A 24,270-nucleotide genomic window follows, 5' to 3' on the forward strand; every position below is an offset into this window, starting at 1 on the left:
ACAAAGCGAAGAAACTTTGCCCAATGCATTTATTTGATAACTAGACCATACATAACTTGCGGGGTCTCCAACCATATTTGCCCTGACAGGATTTAATTCTATGTAACGAGACAACTCTAAAAGATACCTCTCAGCATCTACCAAACAAGACTTATAGCGCCCCTCCCATAAAGTACCACTGCGCTTGTAGGTATAGTTATAGTACTGCACATAGAAACGCCCCAACATTTGCATCATTTTGGAAAGCCCATATTCTTTGTGGGGTGTGGCTAACAGATGTATGTGATTGGTCATTAATACATAGGCGTGAATATCGCATTGATGCTTTTTGGCCGCGTCTGCCAATTTATCTAAGAAGAATTGATAGTCGTCTTCCGCAGCAAAGACTGGGGCGCGGTTATTCCCTCGGATAATAACGTGCTGTGGGTGACCAAACAGAACAAAACGAGGGAGTCGGGCCATGGCAGATACCGCTCTCAAAAAACACAGAGGGATGCTCGAAAGCAAATTAATCCGACTAAGTCAATCGAGTCTGACCCCACTGATTACTTCCCTGATAGATGCTGCATGCGAAATACCAATCTGTTTCAATAATTGAAGTGCAGGCTCTGAGACTACCAGATTTAGCTCAGATGACATTCCAAAGTCATCTTTGCCAGCAACTCCAAACACCTTTAACCATAAAAAGTCCGGAAGTTTCAAATTTTCGTGTAAATCATTAAATTCGTCTGAGGTTGTAATTTCAGCATCAGAAAACATAACACCAGTATACTTTTGGTTTTCGATCTCATTAGCCAATCGAGTCGAGACAATAAAACAAGGCGTACTCTCTAAAAGCTCATCACCAAGCCACCCATCAAAGTGATAGTGTAGTTTCTTAACTTCAATACGTCCTGAAGAACGATCTATGACTGTTCGCTCTCCAAGTCCACCAGCAACTTCTGGTTCTATCACATAGTATTTCATCGATTACCACCTCCAATTGGCGGATTAAATTGAGAGCCATACTTAGCATCAATCTGCGTGGCTTTTTCTAAAAGCTGAGCCTGAGTGGGGCTTGTGCCATTTGCGATAAATGGCTTATAAAACCGATTCCACTCAACCCTAATTTCGCTTAGATGTACTTTATTATTTATCTCATGCGGTATACCGCGTAGATTCTCAAGTGAATGAATTTCAGTATTACTTACAACTCCAGGGAATTTTGTGAGAACCTGCTGTTCAACTGCATGATGAACTACAACTTGGCCTTTTAGCTCTGGATGGGCCGTAAAGAATGTTGCTTTATAGTCACTTGTTAAGGCAACGCCAAAAGTAGCATATCTGCTTGGATTTGCTAATGTAAGTTTACCACCTACTATGCCTAGCAATGAGGCCCCACCACTCCCAATCTTATCTGCATTGCCATAACGCAAGCCATCCGCTAAATCAAATGGTGCTCTTAATGTAGCAGTTACAGTTCCACCTACGATATTGGCACTATTTTGCAGTAAAGTCCCGTTTTGGAATGGCTGTATCAAGCCACTTGAGGGTTCAAATTTACCGGTTATCACACTACGCTGACTACCCGATACAAAGGCTTGAGCATCACTTGCAATATTGTAAAGACCAGTGATAGTAGAGCCGACTCCGCCTACAAGATTATTACCAATATTTGCCAAGCCTTTTAGACGGACACCTACAGGGTTAAATGTAGAGAAACTCTCCATCGGTGTCATCGCCCTGACTTCTGCACGTGGCAAACTCTGCGTAAGTCGATCTATCTGCATCAATCTGTCCGCTGTCTGGCCGACCAAGGTATCTACAGGGTTAGGGCGCTTGGCGGTCACTACAACATCTTCAAGTTGCAAATCATTGTTGTCACCCGCAACATTAATCCGCTGGCCAGTAAATACTGAATCAGCTTTTGCGACCTTACCTCCATCCTTCGGATTGTAATATCCAGCCAATGCTCCCACACCTGCACTCACACCACTAATCGCAACATTCGCCCAACTCAGCTTGCCTTTACCATCCAATGCGATTTGCGTCAGTTGACCCGCAACACTTGAAGCAAGGCCTTGACTCGCTGCAGTTATAAATTGTCCTGTTTTACTAATAGAATTGGCTGTTTGATCAAAAAATGCGCCACCCACCTTAACGCCAATAGAAGACCCGGCCGCTGCACCAGCACCTGCTGCTGCTACACTGGCCCAATTAAAGCCTTTCTGACTTCCAGTGATATTACCCACACCTTGACCAATCACATTACCGACTACGGCCCTTGCAGCAATTGCAGCAGTGGTGCTACCAAGACCAGACTGAATCGCTTTACCAATGACGCCAGATGGATTTGCGGCACTTGCACCCATGAGTCCATCGGTGATGCCAGCAGTAACCACTGCTGTTGCAAAGCTCTTGAAGTCAAAGCCTTTTTGAACACCTAATACATTTCCGGTAACTTGCCCCGCTAAATTCCCAACTACTGCTCCACCTATTGGCCCTAATGTGGCTGTCGCAACCACACTGACTGCAATCGTTACGATTGCCACTATCAGCTGCGCGAAGCCGCCGCATTTCTTTTTCTTCTTAGGCGGCGGCGGAGCTGTTGGCAATGTCGGGTTGATGTCTCCTATCGCCTCTCCTGGGTTATAAACTCGATAGGTACTACTGTTGTTATGGACATTAGTGATCTTGTTAGGGATGGTCAGTACTTGACCAGCCACTAATTCACTATTACTCGCAAGACCGTTAGCATCTGCAATCAGATACCACATTGCCGAATCGCCCCATACTGCCTGTGCAATGCTCTGCAGGGTTTCACCACTCTTTACCGTATAACTAGTCGCGGCAAAGCCAGGATAGCCGGGACTGACAGGCTCATAGTTTTGATCAAAGTCCGCACTGGATACGGGCTTAAAGTTCTTATACTCAGTTTTTGAGACACCTCGACCAGCCATAGCCTGCACATAGTCAGTACGACCAGGGCCATCATTACCCACATCGCCCACACGCTTGCCATTCACATAGTAAAAGCGTTGCACGCGATTAACGGAAGTACCGGCAATCTCATCCCGTAACAGAATCAGTCCTTGAGCATCCGTTACATAGCGGAAACTCCTATCATCTGCACTGCCTCTGTTACCATCAGCGCCCGCGTCATTAGCACCAGCCAGATGACCATTTACATCATATTTGAGATCAGAGTAGCCCGGCTTCCAGAACGCATTATTTTTCTTAAGCGTAGGGTTGTAACCCTGGTTGGAAATAGCAAGCTGTTTGGCCTCATCCCAATACTCGTAAGCATAGTAAGTGTTAACCGTAGTACCACCCTTAACGTTTTGTACCCTAGCTAATTGACCTGCTCCAGTTGCAACTGCGGCACTCGTGTTATCCGTGTTATTGGTGTGGTAAAAATAATCCGTCGTACCATCCGTACCAGTGTCTTTGGTAACTCGATTGTCTTTATCATAAGAAGTAGTCTTGGTGTAATTAACGGTAGTGCCATTCGTGGCATATTCGTTATATGTGGTAACGCGCCCCAACCCATCGTTAGTACGACTACTCCTGAGTACATTGTTGATTTTGACATCTGTCAAATAACCATCATTGGTATATGTGTAGCTCTCGGTACCGTTATTGCTCGCATAAAGTGCTTGCTTACGCTGGCCTGCCTGGTTGTAGCTGATAGACACAGCAGTATTCTGGTTAGGGCTACTCATCGTCCCTGTGACCCCTAAACCAATGCTGCCACTACCTCGAGTACCTGTAAAAGTACCCATACTAATCAGGAAGCGATTCATGCTGTCATATTTATACCAGTACTCTTGCGTTTGTTTGCTACCAGTCACTCCATCATAGTATTCACTTTTAACCATACGGCGATTACCAACAGCATCGTACTCGTAATTAATACGGGCTTTACTATCAACGATACTGATCATGCGGTTCATCGCGTCGTAACTGATGTTGGCATATTGGTAGTAATCTTTGGCACCGGCTGCAAAGTTAGATGCATCCTTGAGGCTGATATATCCTTCAAAGGTACGATTACCATCTTTGTCGTATTCGTAATAGGTGTACATACCCAAGGCTTTATCGTGTATCGATTTGATATTGCCGTTGTTATAGTAGCTATAAACAATATTCTGGCCACTATATTGTGAGCCTGCCCCTAAGCTGGTTTGGCTTGTAAGCCAACCCGCCTGGTTATAAACATAGGTAAACTGGTGCCCTCCTAAATCCTGATGCCAAGTGACATGGTTAAACATATCAGTCTTGTCCACTAGGGCTCTACCCACAGCATCGGTAGTAGTCTTTTGCCAGCCAGCAACGGTAGCGCTACCAACTCCAATAATATTACTGACGTAGGTATAGGCATAGTTAGTCTCAAAGCCCATGAAGCTGCTGGTTTTAGTCACGCGACCCAAACTATCGTAGTAGGTTTTCTCAATCTGGCGGGTATTATCAATCTGCGTAACATTAGTCACGTCACTACTGGTGGTATGGCTGATACGATTGCCAGCGGCATCATATCCGTACTCATCATAGCTTCTCGTACCATTGGCACGTGCCTGGCGATCAATACGCGTCAGGCGGTTTTCTTGGTCATAAGTGTAGTCAATACGGTGAATAGCATCTGCAGATGCAGTCGTGCGTGATGTGGCAAGCTCATCATATTCAGTGCGTTTATTACCAAAGATGTCATAGCCAACCGATTTGATGCCCCCATCAGCGTGCTTCTCTAAAACGACGCTTTCGCTACCAGTCACTCCCGTCAGCCATACTTGGGTATTCACATTACCATTGGCATCCTTAATAGCGATCACTCGACCAGCTGCATCATAAGTGTACTCAGTAACAGGAGGTGTATTGCTTTGCGCACCATTCTCTGCCGTGACACTGACTGTCGGCGCAGTCTTCTTCGTCATTGCTCCCATAGTATTATAGGTATAGCTAGTTACATTCCCGCGACCATCGGTTTCGCTGACGATCTCTCCAAAGGCGTTGTAGGCTTGGGAGCGATTGATTTCATTATTACCAGGGCTAGTAATATAAACCGTGACATTCGCAAGCGAGCCGATACTCAGTGCACCACTGGAATCTTTGTTAATCGTAGCTGTAACTGTACGTAATACAACCCCGCTACTATTTTTAATATCAAATTGCACCTCGTAGTCGTTGCTGTTACTCATGCCACTTAACCCTGTAGGATCAAGCACGAAGCTTCCAATACCAAAGCTTGAATTGGCAACAAAGCTTGTGCTTGGAGTAATCCAACTACCACCACTACTCTTGAGACGATAGCGCGTAACAACACTAGTTGCATCCGCTCCCTGATCAATCAATTGCAGACCAGAGGACATGCCAGCGACAGACGTATTAGTAAATAATGCGCGACCTATTCCGCCAATGGCTAATGGCGCTTGGACTGAGATAGATGGTGCAAACAATAAGGCAGTTGCAGTCGCAGCATTGCTCCCGAACTTAATATCATTCAATCTATAACCAGTATTATGGAAACTAGAGTCCAAGTAGAAAGTACGGTTAGCAGTGGTAGTGGCAGTACGGATGACCGTACCGTTTTTAAAATACTTAATTGTTGTACCTTGATACTCAATCGCCAATACATCTGATGGTGTATAAGCACCAAACCCGTTTAACTGTGTTCCACTTTCATAAATATAGAGATTACCGTCTGCTGCTGGATACCAGGCATAATCAAGAGAGGTGTAACTTTTATCTGTCATCGGATCACTATTTAACCCGAACATCCCATACAAGTTAGTCTGTCCGGCTCGTGCCGATACATATGCATTCGCTGTATACCCAAGAGTGGTGTATACATCTGCATCCCATACACCGTTTGCTCCCGTTTTTACTATTGAATTGTCATTATTTAAAACAACTGCTGCCGCACTTGAAGCGTTGCTTCCAAATTTCACATCATTAAAGATATATCCAGTATGGAGGAAGCTCGAATCCATATACAAAGTACGGCCTGCCGTTGTTGTGACACTGCGGATGACTGTGCCATTTTTTAGATAATTGACAGTCGTTCCCTGATATTCAACTGCCAGAACATCAGATGGAAGGTAAGCACCAAAACCTGCAGCCACAACGTTGGCACCATTCTCGTAAATGTATAATTTCCCATCTGCTGCTGGATACCACGCATAATCAAGAGAGGTATAACTCTTATCTGTCATCGGATCACTGTTTAGTCCGATCATGGCATATAGATTGGTTTGACCTGCGCGCGCTGATACATAAGCACTACCGGTATAACCAACTTTACTAAATGCATCGGCATCCCAAGCTCCGCCGTTACTTCCACCGGTTTTAACTAATGCAGTATCGTTATTCAGTACAATATCTGTAGCGCTCGCAGCATTGCTGCCAAACCTCACTTCATCAAAGACATACCCAGTGTTGTAAAAACTGGAATCCATATACAAGGTGCGCCCTGCCGTCGTTGTGACACTGCGTATGACCGTGCCATTCTTCAGGTAATTAACGGTGGTACCCTGATAGCTGATTTCTAATACATCAGAAGGAAGATAGGTGCCATAACCCGCAGCCACCACATTGGCACCATTCTCGTAAATGTATAGTTTGCCATCTGCTGCTGGATACCATGCATAATCCAGTGATGTATAGTTCCTGTCTGTCATCGGGTCGCTGTTCAACCCAATCATGGCATGTAAATTGGTCTGTCCGGCACGTGCTGTCAGATAAGCGCTACCGGTATATCCTATTTGGCTAAATACACCCGCATCTGTCCAAACGCCATTCGTTCCGCCAGTCTTCTTGAGACTATTGCCGATTTGAGTGAACGCATTAGGTGGGTTGTAACTGATGTTATTGGCAGGGTTAAGGCTGACCCCTCCGCCAGAAGCTGCAAATGTGGTGTTAAATGTTCCACTTTGCTGATTGAGGATTTGACCGTTACTATCGAGTGCAACATACTGAAACTCATACTCCCCAGCCCCAAGAGTACTCCAGTCAAAAGCATACATGCCGGACATCGCTGCACCAGCACTATTGAGCATCTGGGGGACGGATATCGTTGTATAAGCGCCTGTTGAACCTGTAGGTCGATAACTCAGCAATAGCTTCGAGGACGAAGGCGGCTGATTCGAAATATATATGACCTTAGCATTACTCCCGACACCATTAGCACTCGAATTAAATTCCGGCCTTGCTTCCCAGTTCTCAATCCAATAGTTGTCAGTTTCTAGTTGGCTTCTAATATCGTCTGTATATACTACTTCATTAAATAATTGAATTTGACCTTGCGCAGTTTCTTTTGTTAAGCGTATTTTTACACTCATTGCGGGGGTGTCTGGAAACCGCCAACTTCCTTTAAGCAAATACAATGTTGAGTCATATCCTCCGCTCCCACGCTCAGAATTGTAGTAGCCAGAATAATTGAAAGCCCCGCCGGAAGAGTCAAGATACTTCACTACCGAATCAAATTGCACATTTTGACCAATATCAACATATATCATCTCTAACTTTAGGTTGCCACTACCTAAATAAGAAGTATCTGCAATATTAATTGAAGTTGATAATGTGTGCATCCCGATAAGCCAGGCTATCCCATCATTCTGGGTCATATCTACCACGAATCGATTATTGGATGAGTAACTCCAGTTTAATAAACTACTTTTACTAGGTATCTGTAATGTCCCTGTTTTGACAGAATTATTACTATCCACATCCATGTTCGGCTGCACAGTGGTAATCGCCTGGTTCTTCTTGTCATACACACTGTAGGTATACATCGTCTGCTGTGCTACGTTGCTCTGACTGTCCAAAGACCTTTGATTCACTACTTGCGCTAATGTCATATTGCGCATATCCAACGTGCCACTAATAGCCGCCGTTGCATTACCATTCTTGTCGTTAATGTAGACTTTTGTTACACCTTCACCAGAATTAGACTTCCATACCCTGCCAGCCTGATCATACTGGCTATACTCATCCCAGCTAGTAGGGTTTACGCTGGTTGTGTAGGTGCGTTTACCCGTCACTTGGTTAAAGTTGTTGTACTGAACCTCCTGTACTACTGTCGTACCTTGATCCGTGGTCTTGACCTGACGGCTGAGTGAGTCGTAGGTATAGGTGGTGACATCATCTACCCCTGTACCTGCTGCAGTCTGATTCGCATTCCTGCGATCCTTCTGCACCTGCTTGATCACATTTCCGTTCAGGTCATATTCATACTGAATCACTGCACCTGCTGCATCAGTTTCGCTGATCAAGCGTCCACCTACACCGTAGGTATAGGTCGTAATCTGGTCATCAGTTTCTACCGCATTATCACGGCCACGACGGATTTCCCTGGTCACATTGCTGAGGCCATCATATTCCTTATCCGTACGTGTTCTGACTGCATAACCCTCGAAGTCATTAAACTGTGGATTGATCACACTAAGCTCACGACCAAGACCATCATACTCCCAGTTCTTTACAGCACTCGTCGCATCAGTTTTCTGTATGACATTATTCAGGCCATCATATTGATAGCTAGTCGTCACATTAGTAGACGATGCCGCAGTGAGTACCCCTGTCGTTGCATTAACACTGCCAGCTTGCACATTGTTAATCGTCTCAGTACTCACACGGTTCAGCTTGTCATAAACAATGTTGGTTATGCGGTCATCTGTCGCTTTTCTTACGACATAGACACTGTTACCTTCAGGCGCTACATCCACTGGAACAGGAACGCTACTATCCAACGTTGCCGTACCGCTTAGCTGCACTTTATTGGCATAACGCGTCTCTCGACTGATATTGCCATACATATCCCGATCCCAGATGGTCACATAGCCTTCGGCATCCAGCTTGGCGACTATCTGACCAGCCTTGTTGTACCAGCTACGGGTCACGTTGCCGTTACCATCGGTCTGCTTGATGATATTGCCCAATGCATCGTATTCGGTTTTAGTGGTGATGCTGCCAGTGCTGACCTGGTACTGGCTGCTGGCAGTGTTATACACACCTGTGGTGATGTTCTGGATTTCAGTGCCGGTCTGACGACCTACCTTGTCGTAGGTGTACAGGATGCTACGGTCATTGGTAGCATCGGTAAGCAGGTAGACCGCATTACCGCCTGGAGCTGTTGTCACCAGTTGTATGCTGCTGGTCGCAGACAGTGTCCCGGTACCGCTGACCTGTATCTTGTTGGCATACTGTGTCTGTTGGCTGATATTGCCTAGGGCATCGTAGGTCCAGGTGGTGTAACTGCCATCCGCCTTGACGCTGGCTGTACGACGGTCTTGCTGGTCATAGTAAGTGTAGGTCCAGTTGTTATTGGCATCTTTTTCAGAGGTGAGGTTGCCACGGGCATCATAAGTCTTCTGGGTAATCGCAGGCGCACTGACCCCAGTAGTCGTCTGTACACTTTGCGTAGTCTGTTGCTGACGGCCCAATTTGTCATTTACGTAGGTGGTCGTGCGGGTGGTGAGTGCACCATCAGCTTCAACTTTAGTGAGCAGGTTGCCAAAGGCATCGTAGGTAAAAGTGTTGCTGACGGCGATATTACCGCTGTTGGCAGCATTGCGTGTTGTGACAGGCAACACTTCCGTCAGCTTGCGGCCGGCAGCGTCATAGCTGTAAGTGGTGGTGGCGCCGTTACGGGCGGTAGTGCTTAAGGCATTGCCCAGCGCATCGTAGCTGAAGCTTTCGCTGTAGTAGTCAGTAGCGACGTTACTGCTGGTAGCGCCAATCCAGGTTTTAATATTGAGCTTACGGTTGAGGCTGTCATAGGCGGTGGTCTGCTTCTCGTCTTTATTGGCGTCGCTAAGCACGTAGACGCTATTTCCGGAAGTGGGCGCCGCGCTGACGATTTGCGGGATAGTGGCGGTGCCTAATGTCGCCGTGCCGATGGTTTGGATGCGGTTGGCGTAGCGCAGACTTTGCGTCAAATTGCCCAGCGCATCGTAGCTGTTCTGTGTGACTGCGCCGTCCGGGTTGACCTGCAGGACAGTACGTCCCGCCGCATCGTAGTAGTAATAGCCTAGATTGCCCAAGGCGTCCTTGATGCTAGTGATATTATCGGTGGCATCGTATGTAGTTTCGGTACGGTTACCCAAAGCATCGATGGCGGCGATCTTGCGGTTGGCAGCGTCAAATACCTGCTGCGTGATACGGGCATTGCTGAGGTCAGCGGGTGTGGCCAGGTTGTAGCCGACGGTGACCTTGACCTGGTTGCCGTTGGCGTCATAGTCGTAGTGGGTGGTGACGGCATTGGCGCTGCCGTAACCCAGCGTTTCATTGACCAGGCGGTTATCCTTGTCGTAGCCGTATTGTGTGACCTGGTCTGTTAAAGTGGTCGCCGGCGCGATAGTGACGGCGGCATTGCTCTGCGCACTAGCAGCGACGTTTGTCTGTAAGCTGGACAGTGCGGCAGCAGCCAGCGGCGTGGCATAAGCGGTCTTGGTACTGATATTGCCATTGGCATCATATTCATTCTTGGTAATGTAGCCTAACGGATCAACTGTATATACCAGACGGTCATTCGCATCATAGGTATAGACGGTCTTGTTACCATTTGCATCCGTCTTCAATACTACGTTGTCGTTCTTGTCGTAAGTGTAGCTGGTCGTCAGGTTGAGCTTGTTCGTTCCTGGATCAACGATGCTGCTGGTCAGGCGACCCAGTTTGTCATATCCATACTTGGTGGTGCGCGCTGATGTAGTACCATCCCCTTCGATCACCGTCAGCTTCTTGCCACGCGCATCATAGGTGTAGCTGGTCACTAGACTGAGGCCAGCGGCATTTGCAACCGACCCCGTGATTACGCCGTTCGCATCGTTGGTCGGCACGCTAGTCGGATCGATGGTGACCTTGGTGAGCTGGCCCTTTTTATCATAATCCATCCGCGTCCAGATATTCTTGGCATCCTGAGTCCAGATCTGGCGACCTTGGGCGTCATAGCGGTATCGGGTAGCCAGGTTTAACCCTGACGGATCAACCGTTTTACTCAATACCCGGTTAATCGGATCCCAATTGTATTGAGTAATGGTGCCTTTAGCGTCCTTGGTCTGATAGACACGCCCAGCCTTATCATAGATATTCTCAGTAGTAATGTTGAGCTTGCCACTGCCACTGTGCTCTACTGTTTGGGTAAGTTGGCCATCGGTATTGTATTGATAGCTGGTGATACCGCCTCGACCATCGGTGACTTGCACCACTTCACCAAATGTATTCCTCGTGGTGACTACACTGATATTCTCAGGCGTAGTCATCGTCATGGTACGATTGGTGGCGTTATAGCTCCAGCTGGTAGTATTGCCTCTGGCATCCAGCAAACTCACCTTGCGGTCAAACGCATCGTAAGTCACGGTGGTGTTCTGGCTCAGGGCATCAGTAGTCGTCACCGTGCGACCTAAACGGTCATAGCTGTATTTGGTTAGGGTATTGCGGCCATCGATGGTCTGCGTGACTCGGCCAAACGCATCATAAATAGCAGAGGTAATACGATTGATGCCAGCTGAGTCCTCTGTGGTCGTCTTTAACAGGCCTTTGCGGTCATACTGGTAGCTAGTGAGTACATTGGTACTGCCATCTATTTTGTCTGTACGGTTATTCAGCTCACCAAAGGCATTGTAGGTGCGGCTATTCACATTCGTCAGTTCATCAGTCGTACTGATCAACTGACCCAGCTTGTCGTAACCAAGTTGGATATTGCTATACCCACCGGCATTAATCCCGGTAATCGCACTGGCCACCGCAGTATCCGCACCACCCGTCAAACCTGCCAAGGTGGCAGACGCAATCCGGGTGTTATAGCGACGAGTCTCAGCTACCTGGTCGAAGCTGTTATACACTGTCTGGCTCACTTCACCCAACGCATTGATGGTGTAGATCAGCTTGCCTTCTTTGTCGTAGTAGTACAGGGTCCTGTTACCCGCTGCATCCAGACCATTAGGCTCTATCTTGCTGATCAGTCGGCCTGCAATGTCATAGCTATAGCGAGTGCCATAGCTGTTCCAGATGCTGTCTATCTGTGGCTGGGTCGGGCTGGCACCCAACAAATTCAATGCAGCAACGCCGACCGGACTTAACTCGGCTATCAGGTTACCGCGGCTGTCATATTGACGGCGTTCTATCCTATGGTCCGCCTGATTGAGATTAGAATAAAATTGCCTTGTGGTGACCAAATTACCAACACTGTCGTACTCATAAATAGTGTTCAGTCCGGCTTGGTCAGACTTCGTCACCAACCGGTTGTTGGCATCATATTCTGTAACAAGGTATTGGTCTTCCGGGCTTCTCACCACATAGTTTCCAGTTCCTGCACTTTCCAATATCTGCGGCAATGTATTGGCAGTGAGCGTACCTACCATCCTGTTGGCAAATCGCATGACTGCAAAATCATTGCCCGCGTAGTCATATGCGTATAGTGTCAGGTAACCTTCTGAATCCACCATCCCAGTTAGCTGACTTGCTGCATTGTAGATATAGTCGGTGACGATATCTTTGGTGCTGGATCTTGCTGTTACGTTATCCGTGATCACATACAATGTATTAGCGCCACTAGCAAGTGCCGCTGTTACGACTTGGGGAATAATCCCGCTATCTAGGCTAGCCACGCCGGCAATTTGTACCTGGCCTGCATACTTCACTGTACGGGTCTTGCGACCAGCAGCATCGTAGTCATAACGGGTGTAATAATTTTCAGCATCGATAGTGCTGATCAAGAGACCATCTTTGTTGTAAAGATTGCGACTGATCCGGTCATTAGTACTGTCTGCCGCAGGAATGGTATTGCTGTCTGTCGGCAGGATCTCGCCAGTCGCGGCATTGAGGGCATTCAGTTGAGTGGTGTTTAGCGAATTAGCGTAAGCAATGGTCTTCAGCAAACGGCTGGCACCATCATAGATATATTCAGTGACAGCCCCCAAGCCATCGATCTCTTTCGCCAATCGGCCCGCTGCATCATAAAGTTTATGCGCAACACGGTCATTGGCTGCATCTTTAATTCTGACGCCACTAGTGGTCAGCGTATTGGTCAGTGCAGTAGCAGCACTAAGGGTAGCGGTGACGGGGCTGTTATATTGAATGCTGCGGATGACCTGTCCGTTGTTGTTATATACCCACTCCGTCAGGTTCTTGTTTTCGTCGATCTCACCTACCTTGCGGTTTGCACTGTCGTACAGGTAATAGGTGATGTTGCCTAACTCATCGGTCACCGTACGCAGGTTGTTTTGATTATCGTAGGCGTAGCTGACTGTGCCAAGGTTAGTAGCGCTGGCATCCGTCTTCTGTACCGACATCAGCCGGCCTGCCAGGTCATAGGTGCTGGTAGTCACCAGGCCATTGGCCAGAGTGAGCGTGACCTGGCGGCTGCCTTCATTATAAGCTGTCACAGTAGACACACTTCGAGCTTCCAATCCGGTAAAATCGTACTGCTTAGTCACGGTCAGGCGGTTCAGACCATCGTAGCTATAACTGGTCAGGTAATCGTTGGTTGTGGTGGATGCCACACCTCGTGCATCGATCTTTTGTACCAAATTACCAGACTGGTCATACACATACTGGGTTCGCATTTGCGTGCCATCAGCTATACCATTGCCTTCACTACCTGCCGTCGCATCTACATTTGTGTAAACAATCTGCTCTCTCAATTGACCTCGAGAATCATAAAGGTAATCCGTGCGTTGTGATTTGGACTTGATCGCAGCAGTCAGCCAGTTGTTTATTAATGCTTCAGTCTGGTTACCTGTGTTAGTAAACAGGTTGTCTGTATATTGGTGTGTGCTGCTTAACTGACCTTGCGCGTTGTAACGGTATTCAGTCACCCGTCCTTCAGCACTAATAGTGAAGCGCACATGGTTCTTGCTGTCGTAGGTATAGCGCGTGGTTTGGGTTGTGCCATTGCCTGCAATGGTGGCGTCGCCTGGTGTGGCGTCCACTGCCGTATAAACCGTTTGAGTGAGCAACTGATTGAAGCCTGTCGCTGTGCTGTCGTAAGTGCGGACGATGGTATTGCCCAAGTTGTCCTGTTGGGTTAACTGGTTACCTTGGGCATCGTAAGTGTACTTTGTCCAGTTACCACGACTGTCGGTTACCTGAGTGACATCACCGTTAGTGTTATAGGTGTAACTGACATTCTGGCCAGACCCTGATGGACCCTGGATATTGGTTAACTGCTTATTAGTGTCATATGTGAGTGTCGTCACCAGGCTGGTACCAGCGTTATTGGTGTTGGTCACCGTCGTGGTAGTGGCACTGGCGTAGCTGAGGGTGGTGGTGTTATTGATGGTGCTGCTGTTGGTGACATAGTCACTAATGGTCAATAGACGGAATGACCCACTGCTCTCATAAGTAAAGCTGACTTTGCTGCCATCACTGTTGGTGATGCTGGCAATCCGCTTGCTGGTACCATCGTAGGTGTAAGTCGTGGTGTAGGTCTTGCCATCGGCAATGCTGCTATCGGCTGGGGTCAGGTCTGTGGAGACAGCGGTCAGGCGCGCGGTGGTAGCTGTACTCTCGTAGGTGTAAAGGATACGGGTAGTAGTGACATTGCTGCTATTGATGACGTTGATCTGCGTCAGTTGTTTGCTGCTGTTGTAGATGAGTTGCGTGATCTCACCATTGGCACTGGTGACCTTGTCGATTAGGCTGGTTAAGCCTGAGACTGTGCTATAAGTGTAGGTGAGGCTATTGTTGTCCAGGTCGGTGACACTGGTGATGCGCCACTTGCTGCTGTCATTAGGATCAACCGCGTAGCTTTCCTTAATGCGGCTATCCCCATCTTGCCATACCCAGGTATTGGTACCTGAGGTGTAGGTCAGGGTGTCGAAGCTGCCTGAGCCATCCTTGTTGACGTATTTTCCTAGGGTAGCACTGCCGGTTGTGCTGTCGTAGGTATAGACTAATGGAGAGCCATCGGCACCAGTACGGGTAACTGTGCTACCTGCGGTATTGTAACTACCAGTATGACCAGATAACTGGCGATACAGGGAGACTTGCCAGTTGTCGTTATTATCAAAGTCTAGACTACCCTGGCTGTTGTAGGTCTGGTATACGCCGATATCTGGACCACGGCCGATAAGTAACTCATCCTGGCGCTGGATGATCAGGTTGCCATTACTGGCATTCACATAAGCTGCTCCCGCAGCTCCAGGTAACTGCCCTAATCCTAACTGCCCACCTTGACCCAATACCTCAGATGAACTCTTGCCAAGACCTACGCCGTTACCAGTGACGATCGCTACCATAGCTAAACCTTCCAGATTAGTGTTGTTTGTGTGATCGAGTACCGTGCGTCAAACATCTATCCGACACAATGATACTTCCCCTACTTAAACAACTTATCCGGACTTTTTTGAAAGTGTTTAGCGAAATGTAAGATTTATTTTAAATTAAATTGAAATATCTAAATTTCGTACTAATTTATGGTCGGCATTGGCATTATGAAGAAGAATAAATATAGAATTTTTTTGAAATATACAATACGCCTTTAATACACTGAAAGAACTGAAAAAGACGTGACAGGCTTATCAAACGAGTTCGTTCAACATTGTCTCGAACTGTCGTTTTAAATTAGCATCCTGAAGCATTAAGTGCTCAACTTCATAAGCAATTTCATTAAAAGCAGTATCGTTCAAAATCTCCGACCCAAGTTTCCAGGCCAGTATATTGTGCACAAAAATACGGAAGGCCTTGCCGCTGAATTCAGGGTCTTTTTTGTCCATCTTTTTCAGCTGTTCTTTCACACTTAGCTTTACTTCTTCCAGCGTAGCCGCAGTACTCCCTGTAAAATGCCCACCTGCAGCAACCGTTTTTGCATTGCCTCGTGCAGTATCTTTGGTGACCTGGCCCGATGACTGCTGGCGTTGATATTCCAGCAGTTTTAAAAGGGAACTAATGGGATCCATTATTCGCTCTTATTCATCCCATAAGCATTCATCCATGCCTGGCCGCCTAAAGCTTCTGACGGATCAACTTCGCTATTTATCTCGTCGTTGGGTAGCTCATCAAGCACCATTCTCATATCTTTGGTTAATTCCGGGCTAAAATCGTTGGCCTGAATCCCCTCTTCCAGTAATTTTCTGGCAAGCTCATTTTCCCCGGCGACCATATGATTCAGGCCCGTTTTAAAAAGCCATAAACAATGTGTTTCCGGTAAAGCATCTAGCGACTTCCAACTAATTGCAGCATCCTGATTTCGCCCCTGCGTTAATTGCATCAACCCCAGTTGGAAACTTGCCGTGTGCAAACTAGAATCCAATTCAATGGCTCTCCGCATTTCCAATTCAGCTTTTTCAAACATGCCAATTTGCGCATATTCTGCGCCGAGCACATAAGCAATCTTAGGATCGTCAGCAAACTTTTCTACGCCTTCCTTAAGGTAAGAAATAGCAACCCCATGGTCACCTTGTTTGATTGACTCAATCGCAAGATGTAATAGTTCTTCCTGATTTAAATTCGAATAAATGGCCATTATGGATTCCTAATTTTTAATCAATAATCAATCCTATGAAGTTTTAGCTCATCATAGTATCGCTGTAAACCTAAAATTGCTCTTTTATGAATCTGGGATACTCGCCCCTTTGTAATTGCAAGTGAGCGGGAAATTTCATCAAACCCCTGTTTTTGATAATAATGCAGCTGCAGTACTTGCTGCTCCTGCTTTGGCAACAACTCAATCAATCTTGTAATCAGTTTTGATAAGTCAGACAACTCGCGCTTTTTATATACATCTGATTGTACCTGTACCACTTCAGTATTAAATAGCGTTGTTCCTTCAAGCATGATACCAATCGCAAGGCCAAATGCGACTTCAGCCAACTCCAAGAAAGCATCGCGCTCTACTGCTTTAGCTTGCGTATTTACCAAGCTCTGCATACGCTCTTGTCTTAATCTAGCAAGGTGCGAAATCTGCTGCTGCTGCTCGGAGTACTTTTCAATACCGCTAAGAATGGAGCCACGAATACGGTGTGTCGCATAAGTTTTAAAATGCACACCCTGGGCTGGGTTAAATCGCTCCAACGCCTCTAGCAATCCAACCAAGCCATATTGCTTATATTCATTAAACTGTATGTCGATGACCTGTCTGTTCGCAAATAAATTAGCGGCAATCGCATTCACATACCCATCATAACTAGCCACTAATACTTTTTTGTTTTCCTGAGTAGGATTAGAAATATATGTGTCCCATATATATTTCTCTTCCTCCTCTGTGACAGAAAACCGTTGCATACCTACAATGCAAAACTTGCCATCAATGCTTTCACAACCAGGTTCCAGCCATCAATCAGAATAAACATCAGAACCTTTAATGGCAACGCAATTGTCACCGGTGGCACCATCATCATGCCCAAGGAACTCAATATACTCGCGACAATAATATCCACCAACAAAAAGGGCAGGAAAATCATAAAGCCGATCTGGAATGCCGTTTTCAGTTCGCTCAGCATAAAAGCAGGGATCACTTTGAGGATGGAAACATCCTCCACCATCTCTGGCGGCTCTTCATTGGAAACCTCATACATCAACTGCAAGTCGCGCTCTTTAATATTGTGCAGCATGAAGTCTCGGAACGGTTTCTGCGCTTCATTGAAAGCGGTACTGAATCCTATCTGGTTATTATTGAATGGCTGCCAGGCGTTATTAATGACCTGTGTGAATACGGGTTGCATGGAAAAAAGTGTCAGGAACAAGCCTATGCTGATCAGCGCCACATTGGGTGGTGTGTCCTGCATGCCGATGGCATGTCTGAGCATGGACAGCACAATGATGATGCGCAGGAAAGAAGTGGTTGCCACCAGCAGGGACGGCATCACACTGAGCAAGGTTAGGTAGACAAAAGCCTTTAACGGCTCAGCCAGCGCCGTGCTTTTTACACCAGGAAACAGCTCGCTGGCGCCAGCTGCGCCATTGATTTCAACAGCATATGCCGCATGCTGAAAAATGAACAATAGCAGCAAGAGAAGGAACGATCTTTTAAGCATGTGTAATAGCCTGCTTTTACTCATTATTTTTTAATTCTGTTAAAAAGGTGACGTTATCGCCCGCTTGCGAGAGCATAAAACGCTGCTCCCTATAACTGGCGACAATCAGTTGGCTTTTAGGACCAAGCTGTATGCGCTCTTCCACTTTAAGTTGTTGTGGTTTGCTTTTAACTTCGCCCAGCCCATATCTTTTTTTCAGAAAAGCCAACACGCCCACTGCTACAATCGCCAGCGCAAGAAAGCTACTGAAAAAGTTCATCCAATAGTGACTCTCATCTCCTGCAGTTGCCTGCGGATGCCCTTCACTGCCTGTCATGTATTTACCTTGTGTTTGCAAAATGCTATTCCTGTCAGTGAATCCAGCAACTTAATCTTGTGGTTGCTCAGTCTCTATGGATTCGATCTTGAAAGCGAAAGAATCCTCCTGTACCACCAACTGCCCGGTAGCGATGACTTTGCCATGCATCTTGAGCTTGATCGGGGTATCCACGTTTTCATTTAACCGGATGATTTCACCTTGCTTCTTGGCCATGAGAGCACTCACAGTCAAAGCCACTTCTCCAACCACTGCATCTAAGGTGACTTCAAGGTCGGAGAACAACTCATACTTTTTCTCGCTCAGCCCGGCTTCGCCGATATGCTCTTGCAATTCGGGCAAAGCTACTTTTTTATCTACTGCACTCTTATCCGCTTCTGTTTTACCTGATCCACTTGCTGCTTTTTCTTGTACCATGCTTTTTTCCTGCTATTTGATTAATAATTGGAAGACTTTATGTGCGCTCTGGCGCCCATATTGCACATCTTCTATATGGGTAGGAAGCGGACCATGCCCTTGGTAAACCAGACTGAAAGGCTCAGAGGTTTTCTTGTCAAGCCGCAGCACCTGTCCCACTTTGAACGCTTTTACCGCTTGCAGGGGCAATGTCAATCCGCCGGCTGACACCGCCACATGAACGCTGAGCTGATCGAACAGTGCCCTGCCAAAAGACTGCGCACCTCTAGTATCTGCCTCCCGGACAGTGAACCGTTCAGCGAGCAAATGCTTAATGAAGTCGCCGCCGAGTGCCAGATTGAACACCTGTTTGTTTGCCATGGTCACCTTCAGCACCAGCGCGCCACAACCTTTGTTTTGCAGTAGAGCGTGAACGCCCCCTAACACCACCTGGCCTATACTGCCAAAGATGATTTTCCTGAAATCGGCAGCAAAACGTTCATACAAAGCTGAGATCATGGAAGAGCTTTCAGACACTTTGCGCCTGGGGATGCCTGTCAACTGCGCCATGAAAAACTCATTCAACTTATCCGCATGTTCGATCGCCATCCAAGTAGATGGTGTATTGCTGGCAATCTCCCAATGTGGGACATGAATATTCAGGTGCTGGTTAGCACTCTTAATTTGCAACTCAAGCGGCTGTTTATCAGAAAACCAGCCTACCCAAAAAGGCTGTATCACCTCCTGCAACCTGCTTAGTACTTTCTTGATATCTGAATCACCAAGCAGCACATACGGGTAATATTCCTGGTTAACCACTATCGTCTGCCCCTGATATCGCCTAATTGCTGGATCATTTCATTCGCTGCAGAAATCACCTGTGATGAAGCCTGGTAGCCGCGCTGTACCACGATCAACTCACTGAATTCCCGTGCCAGATCGACATTGGATAATTCCACACCGGATACTTGCAAGGTACCCAAGCCCATGTTTCCCGCTGTGCTGATCACCAGCTTGGCCTTGCCATCCTGTGTGAAGCGGTTACCTCCAACCGGCGTTAAAGACGACAGGTTATCCACGTTGGCTAGTGCCAGTTGCTGGAACTGTCTGGTTTGACCATTGGAATAACTCAGGACCAGGAAACCATTATTGTCCAGCGCCGTTTTGGTGAGAAAACCTGCTTTCACGCCATTCTGGCTGGATAGCTTGATGGAGGAACTGCTGGCGGACAAGGAATTAGTATTGCTGAAATCGATAGTCACCTGATTAGAAATGGCACCAGTCGGCGCAAAAGTAAAAGTGAACTGCTCCTGCCCAGGAACCGGGACGCCAGAGCCAGAGTAATTAATCGCGCCTGTGGCTAGTGTGTTGGTGCCTTCTTTAATGGTGAAAGTCCATTGTCCGGCAACCGTGGCATTGTTATTAACAAAGCTGATGGTCACCGGATGCTCCTTGCCTAGCGAGTCGATGATATTTACATTGGATAAATTAAAGGTGGCGTCATTGATGGACAACGTATCTGACAGCCTGACCTGAGTGGTGGCGGTGGCTGGCACACTACGGCTACCAGAGATATTGATATTTTTGAGCGAAGTACCACTGTAGCCTTGCACCAATGCGCCGTCATCTCTGGTGACCAAGTTACCGCTATCATTGATTTCAAATTGTCCGGCCCGCGTGAAAAAGGTTTTATTGTCTTTCTTGACAATAAAGAAGCCATTACCGGTGATGGCGGCGTCAAGGTCATTACCCGTTTGTCGGAAATCGCCCTGGGTGAACTTGACAGAAGACTCACCTGCTTTCACACCACTACCCTGATAATGGCCATTACCGTTGGAGGCATACCCGGAAGAAAGCTGGCGCTGGTAAAACAGATCTAGAAACTGTAATTCGCTGCCTTTAAAACCTGTTGTATTCAGGTTGGCGACATTGCTACTGATGTTGGACAAGCCCTTGGAAAAACTGGTCAGGCCACTCATCCCTATATAAATACTATCAAGCATATGTGTCTCCTTGCCTTATCGGATGACCGAAATCTGGGAAAGCGTAATGCCAGTCAGTATCTCGCCATCAGCTTTTTTAACATTGATAAACGGCTGCCCACTGGAAAAACTTAGTGATGTGACCACACCGACTGCAGCTACATCACCTACCGTGGATTGCACTTCCACCGTGCGGCCTATCAGACCTACCGATTGATTGGCTGACTGAATATTAAGCAGGGTATCTATCCTGTCATTTAATTGCGAAGTCTGTGCCAGTGTGGAAAACTGCGCCAGTTGCGCCAGGAACTGCTGGTTATCCAAAGGCTTGAGCGGATCCTGGTATTGCAACTGGGAAAGCAATATCTTCAAAAACTCTTCCTGGCCCAATGAGCTTTGTACAGCATTGGTAGCCTGCTGTACTGAGGATGCGCCACCTAATAAATCGACCGCCATAAACTACTCCTTTATTCCGTGATTTTTTGCAAAGACCAACTGACCATTGACCACGACACTGTTCAACTCCACCCCTAATTGCGACATAGAGCCTAACAAGCCCGCAGCCAGCTTTCCTGTCATTCCTTTTGTAACCGTATTGTCCCGAATCCATAGCTGCTTCACACCCTCGATATCAGACATGAAGATGTGCTGCTTCTGCCAGATGCGTGCATTCGTCAACAACGGCTTGAGGCGCGGACTGAATAGCGAGGCATCCGTTTTATTCGCAGCCACGGCTCCCTCCACACTGTATTGAGGAAGCGCCCCAGCTTGAGCAGTCACGGCTTGACCATGACGCTCGACGCTATGCAGGCCCGCAACGGTGGTGCGGCTGGCTACCGCAGCTTGAACATGCTTATCCATACTCGGTTCAACCAAATGCTTGCTGCCCGTCGTAGATAATTGCTCGGCCTGCAAGTGGCGGGCTTCGCTTTGCGCATTCTGATGGCTGTCTCGTTGTGGTAAATCATATTGGCTCTTGAAGGAAGTAATAGACAGGTTGGTTTGCCACAACGAAGCCTGTTCCAGCTGTTTCTGCCATAAACCTTGGTTTTGGTTTTCACGTGGCATTTGCCCAGTCACAAGGCTTAACGCCTGGCCACTAATCAATCCGCTTTTCACTATTTGCCTCCCTGTGCCAATAAGGCCATCTCATCATCCAGCTTGAACTGGGCATTCAATGTCTCAGCCAGGCTGATTGAGGCGCGACGCTCGAAAAACCGCTCCAGCACCCGGTACTCCTGCATGGTTTCGTTCAAACTTGCAAACGCATCTTTTACCAGTTGTCCGGCTTGCTCAATTTTTTGATGCATCTGCTTTTCTGCCTTCGCCAGCAACTCAAGGTAGTTTTTGTTTTGCAATAAGACATCACGGCTGAACCCGGCCGCTGTGAATTGTGATTCCGCGATGAATTGCTGCACCATGTGCCTGTGATCGCGCAGCTCTTTTTGCAGTCCTTGCTCCATGTCAAGCAGGCGCTGGTAATCGGCACGCTGTAACTGAAGGGTCTGCTCCTTCAGTTTTAACAGGCTCTTTAATGATTCCAGTCTCATCCTGTCACCTATTCATTCAGTATCTTTGCCAGGTGCAGGAACAAAGTTTCCTTTGCCACCAGTTCGCCCTGGCTCTGTGTCAGGAATGTCTCTAGCCTGGGCAATATCGCTAGTGCCCTATCCAGCTCGGGATTACTCCCGGAGCGGTATACGCCCAGATCTATCATGTCTTTGTAACGAACCGATAGACTGAGCACTTTCAGCAGGCCGCTAATGACTTCTTTCTGTTCACTATTCCATAGGTCGCTGGCCAGGCGACTAATACTTTTCAGCACATCTATGGCCGGGTAATGGTTTTTATTGGCCAGGTCTCTACTTAACACGATGTGCCCGTCAAGCACTGCCCTCAAGCTATCTGCTACCGGCTCATTCATGTCATCACCTTCTACCAGTACCGTATAGATGGCGGTGATGGAACCCCTGTTTTTGAAACAACCAGCCCGTTCAATTAATTTTGGCAACTCAGTAAAGGTCGAAGGCGTATAGCCTCGGGAAGTCGCGGGTTCTCCAATCGAAAGCCCTAATTCTCTGAGCGCCATGGCAAAGCGGGTGACGGAATCCATAATCAGCAACACGTCCTTACCTTTTTGCGAGAAGTATTCTGCGATGGCAGTCGCGGTATACGCCGCCATCTCGCGCAGCAAGGTAGGTTGGTCTGCCGTTGCTACCACCACGATAGACTTCTTGATGCCATCTTCACCCAGCGTATGGTCGACGAATTCATTGACCTCACGCCCACGTTCACCGATCAGGCAGATCACATTGACATCGGCTTCGGCATTTTTGGCGATCATACCCAGTAGAGTACTTTTACCTACGCCACTGCCAGCAAAGATGCCTATCCTTTGCCCTTTGCCCACCGGGATAAAAGCATCTATTGCGCGTACGCCGGTCAGGAACGGGCGATCAATCTTTTGCCTTCCCAGCGGATTAATGGCAGGCGTCTTGACATTCACTTCTTCATGTTTCTTGTAGCCATCACGGCCACTCAGGCTATGGCCCAGGCTATCCACCACATCGCCTAGCATATCGTCTGCCACTTTTATCTTGAATGACTTACCCAGTGCATTTACTTCACAACCGATGCCGACACCGGCAGTATCGCCCAGCGGCATCAGGTAAGCGCTTGCTTCTGTCACCCGTACCACCTGGGCCAGTAAGACACCTGCCGCCTGCTGGCTGGCAATGATCTCGCACAGGTCACCGGCTGCCGCTTCCAGCCCTACCGCTTCCAGCCCCAGCGGAGAGACGGAAGTCACCTTGCCACCTTTGCGCACGAGCGCTGCCGTTTCAAGCTTGTGCAGGTATTGAGTCCAGCGCTCTGTCGGCAGCAAGGTATCCATTACGATGACTGTCCCAGAGTATGCTGAGAAAGGTGCACAGCGAATGCCTGCAACTGTTTGTGTATATCCGTATTCACAATTCCCTCTTTGAACACAATGCGACAACCACCCACGGCGACTTTGCTATCAGGATAGACTAAGGCTTGCAGCGTCGCCTGCTCGGCATCGCTGTGCTGTAATGTCTGTTTGAGAGTCTTTATATCCGCAGGATTAACCAGTATCTGCAACATGTGGTGGCCGTCATACTGCGCAATCACCTGCTGTATGATTTCAGCACGATTCACCGGCTGCTTGATCTCGCTGCCAACAATTTTGAGTACGGCTTCAAAAACGATAGCGGCAATCACCGTGTCCAGGTCCGCAATGTATTGCTGGCATTGTTCCTTGAAGGTCTCTTCTACTTCTTTTAATAACCCCAGGCTTTGCTTCATGTCAGCAGAAACTCGCTTGAGTCCATCTTCCTTGCCTTGCGTCAGGCCTTCGGCGTAGGCTTTTTCATAGGCCAGGGTTTTGAGCGCTTCTATTTCCGAGAGTAACTTTTCACTATTCTCCGGCTGTGGCGCCTCAGCCGGCATTAAGGTTTTATCATGCAATGGTACAGAGGCGACAGAAGCAGATAGACTTGTATCGGGGGCGACCTGTGCAGGTGAAAAGATTGCGTCAATCGCTGGCGTGACAGGCACTTCCACCGGTGGAAGCTGATGCAATATGGGAATCAGGAATTCTGACATATGA

General features: G+C 47.6%; 16 protein-coding genes. All 16 read right to left on the reverse strand.

All coding sequences use genetic code 11. The features are described from left to right. Positions 1-462, reverse strand: a 462-nt coding sequence (locus LPA26_RS10875; RefSeq protein WP_229008358.1) for a transposase, incomplete at its 3' end; no start/stop codon positions are given. A gap of 60 nt (positions 463-522) precedes the next feature. Then, entirely contained in the window at positions 523-966 is a 444-nt protein-coding gene (locus tag LPA26_RS10880) for a hypothetical protein (protein WP_229008359.1), read from the reverse strand. Next, positions 963-15,212: a LysM peptidoglycan-binding domain-containing protein gene (locus LPA26_RS10885; protein ID WP_229008360.1), complete on the reverse strand. Its 14,250-nt coding sequence runs from the start codon at positions 15,210-15,212 to the stop codon at positions 963-965. Before LPA26_RS10885 ends, LPA26_RS10880 begins: the two co-directional genes overlap by 4 nt. A 282-nt stretch (positions 15,213-15,494) precedes the next feature. After that, positions 15,495-15,872 (reverse strand): hypothetical protein, encoded by a 378-nt coding sequence (locus LPA26_RS10890; RefSeq protein ID WP_229008361.1) that lies wholly within the window; start codon positions 15,870-15,872, stop codon positions 15,495-15,497. Then, entirely contained in the window at positions 15,872-16,438 is a 567-nt protein-coding gene (locus LPA26_RS10895) for a hypothetical protein (protein WP_229008362.1), read from the reverse strand. The genes LPA26_RS10890 and LPA26_RS10895 overlap by 1 nt, the downstream gene beginning before the upstream one ends. Before the next feature lie 20 nt (positions 16,439-16,458). Further along, a complete protein-coding gene (locus tag LPA26_RS10900) occupies positions 16,459-17,196 on the reverse strand; it encodes a sigma-70 family RNA polymerase sigma factor (RefSeq protein ID WP_229008363.1) in 738 nt (245 codons plus the stop codon). 2 nt (positions 17,197-17,198) lie between these two features. After that, positions 17,199-17,948 (reverse strand): flagellar type III secretion system pore protein FliP, encoded by a 750-nt coding sequence (gene fliP / locus LPA26_RS10905; protein ID WP_229008364.1) that lies wholly within the window; start codon positions 17,946-17,948, stop codon positions 17,199-17,201. 16 nt (positions 17,949-17,964) lie between these two features. Next, positions 17,965-18,285 (reverse strand): flagellar biosynthetic protein FliO, encoded by a 321-nt coding sequence (locus LPA26_RS10910; RefSeq protein ID WP_229008365.1) that lies wholly within the window; start codon positions 18,283-18,285, stop codon positions 17,965-17,967. A 30-nt stretch (positions 18,286-18,315) separates the two neighbouring features. Continuing rightward, positions 18,316-18,681, reverse strand: coding sequence for a FliM/FliN family flagellar motor C-terminal domain-containing protein (locus tag LPA26_RS10915; protein WP_229008366.1), 366 nt, complete (start codon positions 18,679-18,681; stop codon positions 18,316-18,318). A 12-nt stretch (positions 18,682-18,693) separates the two neighbouring features. After that, positions 18,694-19,479, reverse strand: coding sequence for a hypothetical protein (locus LPA26_RS10920; RefSeq protein ID WP_229008367.1), 786 nt, complete (start codon positions 19,477-19,479; stop codon positions 18,694-18,696). Further along, positions 19,479-20,663 carry a flagellar basal-body rod protein FlgF gene (flgF, locus tag LPA26_RS10925; RefSeq protein ID WP_229008368.1) on the reverse strand — a complete coding sequence of 395 codons (1,185 nt, stop codon included), beginning with the start codon at positions 20,661-20,663 and terminating at the stop codon, positions 19,479-19,481. The genes LPA26_RS10920 and flgF overlap by 1 nt, the downstream gene beginning before the upstream one ends. Positions 20,664-20,678: 15 nt before the next feature. Continuing rightward, a complete protein-coding gene (locus LPA26_RS10930; protein ID WP_229008369.1) occupies positions 20,679-21,098 on the reverse strand; it encodes a flagellar hook assembly protein FlgD in 420 nt (139 codons plus the stop codon). Between the two features lie 3 nt (positions 21,099-21,101). Then, positions 21,102-21,761 carry a hypothetical protein gene (locus tag LPA26_RS10935; protein ID WP_229008370.1) on the reverse strand — a complete coding sequence of 220 codons (660 nt, stop codon included), beginning with the start codon at positions 21,759-21,761 and terminating at the stop codon, positions 21,102-21,104. Next, positions 21,761-22,192, reverse strand: coding sequence for a hypothetical protein (locus tag LPA26_RS10940; protein ID WP_229008371.1), 432 nt, complete (start codon positions 22,190-22,192; stop codon positions 21,761-21,763). The genes LPA26_RS10935 and LPA26_RS10940 overlap by 1 nt, the downstream gene beginning before the upstream one ends. An 8-nt stretch (positions 22,193-22,200) precedes the next feature. After that, a complete protein-coding gene (locus tag LPA26_RS10945) occupies positions 22,201-23,535 on the reverse strand; it encodes a FliI/YscN family ATPase (protein ID WP_229008372.1) in 1,335 nt (444 codons plus the stop codon). Beyond that, on the reverse strand, positions 23,535-24,266 hold the full coding sequence (locus tag LPA26_RS10950; protein ID WP_229008373.1) for a FliH/SctL family protein: 732 nt from the start codon (positions 24,264-24,266) through the stop codon (positions 23,535-23,537). The genes LPA26_RS10945 and LPA26_RS10950 overlap by 1 nt, the downstream gene beginning before the upstream one ends. Positions 24,267-24,270 lie beyond the last annotated feature (4 nt).

The sequence above is a fragment of the Methylophilus sp. Leaf408 genome, from assembly GCF_916856905.1.
GTDB lineage: Bacteria > Pseudomonadota > Gammaproteobacteria > Burkholderiales > Methylophilaceae > Methylophilus.

Coding starts and splice junctions, on each gene's coding strand:
- LPA26_RS10885 (WP_229008360.1), bottom strand. CDS start 15,212: ATGGTAGCGATCGTCACTGGTAACGGCGTAGGTCTTGGCAAGAGTTCA.
- LPA26_RS10915 (WP_229008366.1), bottom strand. CDS start 18,681: ATGGTACAAGAAAAAGCAGCAAGTGGATCAGGTAAAACAGAAGCGGAT.
- flgF (WP_229008368.1), bottom strand. CDS start 20,663: ATGCTTGATAGTATTTATATAGGGATGAGTGGCCTGACCAGTTTTTCC.
- LPA26_RS10945 (WP_229008372.1), bottom strand. CDS start 23,535: ATGGATACCTTGCTGCCGACAGAGCGCTGGACTCAATACCTGCACAAG.
- LPA26_RS10880 (WP_229008359.1), bottom strand. CDS start 966: ATGAAATACTATGTGATAGAACCAGAAGTTGCTGGTGGACTTGGAGAG.
- LPA26_RS10895 (WP_229008362.1), bottom strand. CDS start 16,438: ATGGCCATTTATTCGAATTTAAATCAGGAAGAACTATTACATCTTGCG.
- fliP (WP_229008364.1), bottom strand. CDS start 17,948: ATGCTTAAAAGATCGTTCCTTCTCTTGCTGCTATTGTTCATTTTTCAG.
- LPA26_RS10900 (WP_229008363.1), bottom strand. CDS start 17,196: ATGCAACGGTTTTCTGTCACAGAGGAGGAAGAGAAATATATATGGGAC.
- LPA26_RS10950 (WP_229008373.1), bottom strand. CDS start 24,266: ATGTCAGAATTCCTGATTCCCATATTGCATCAGCTTCCACCGGTGGAA.
- LPA26_RS10940 (WP_229008371.1), bottom strand. CDS start 22,192: ATGAGACTGGAATCATTAAAGAGCCTGTTAAAACTGAAGGAGCAGACC.
- LPA26_RS10890 (WP_229008361.1), bottom strand. CDS start 15,872: ATGGATCCCATTAGTTCCCTTTTAAAACTGCTGGAATATCAACGCCAG.
- LPA26_RS10930 (WP_229008369.1), bottom strand. CDS start 21,098: ATGGCGGTCGATTTATTAGGTGGCGCATCCTCAGTACAGCAGGCTACC.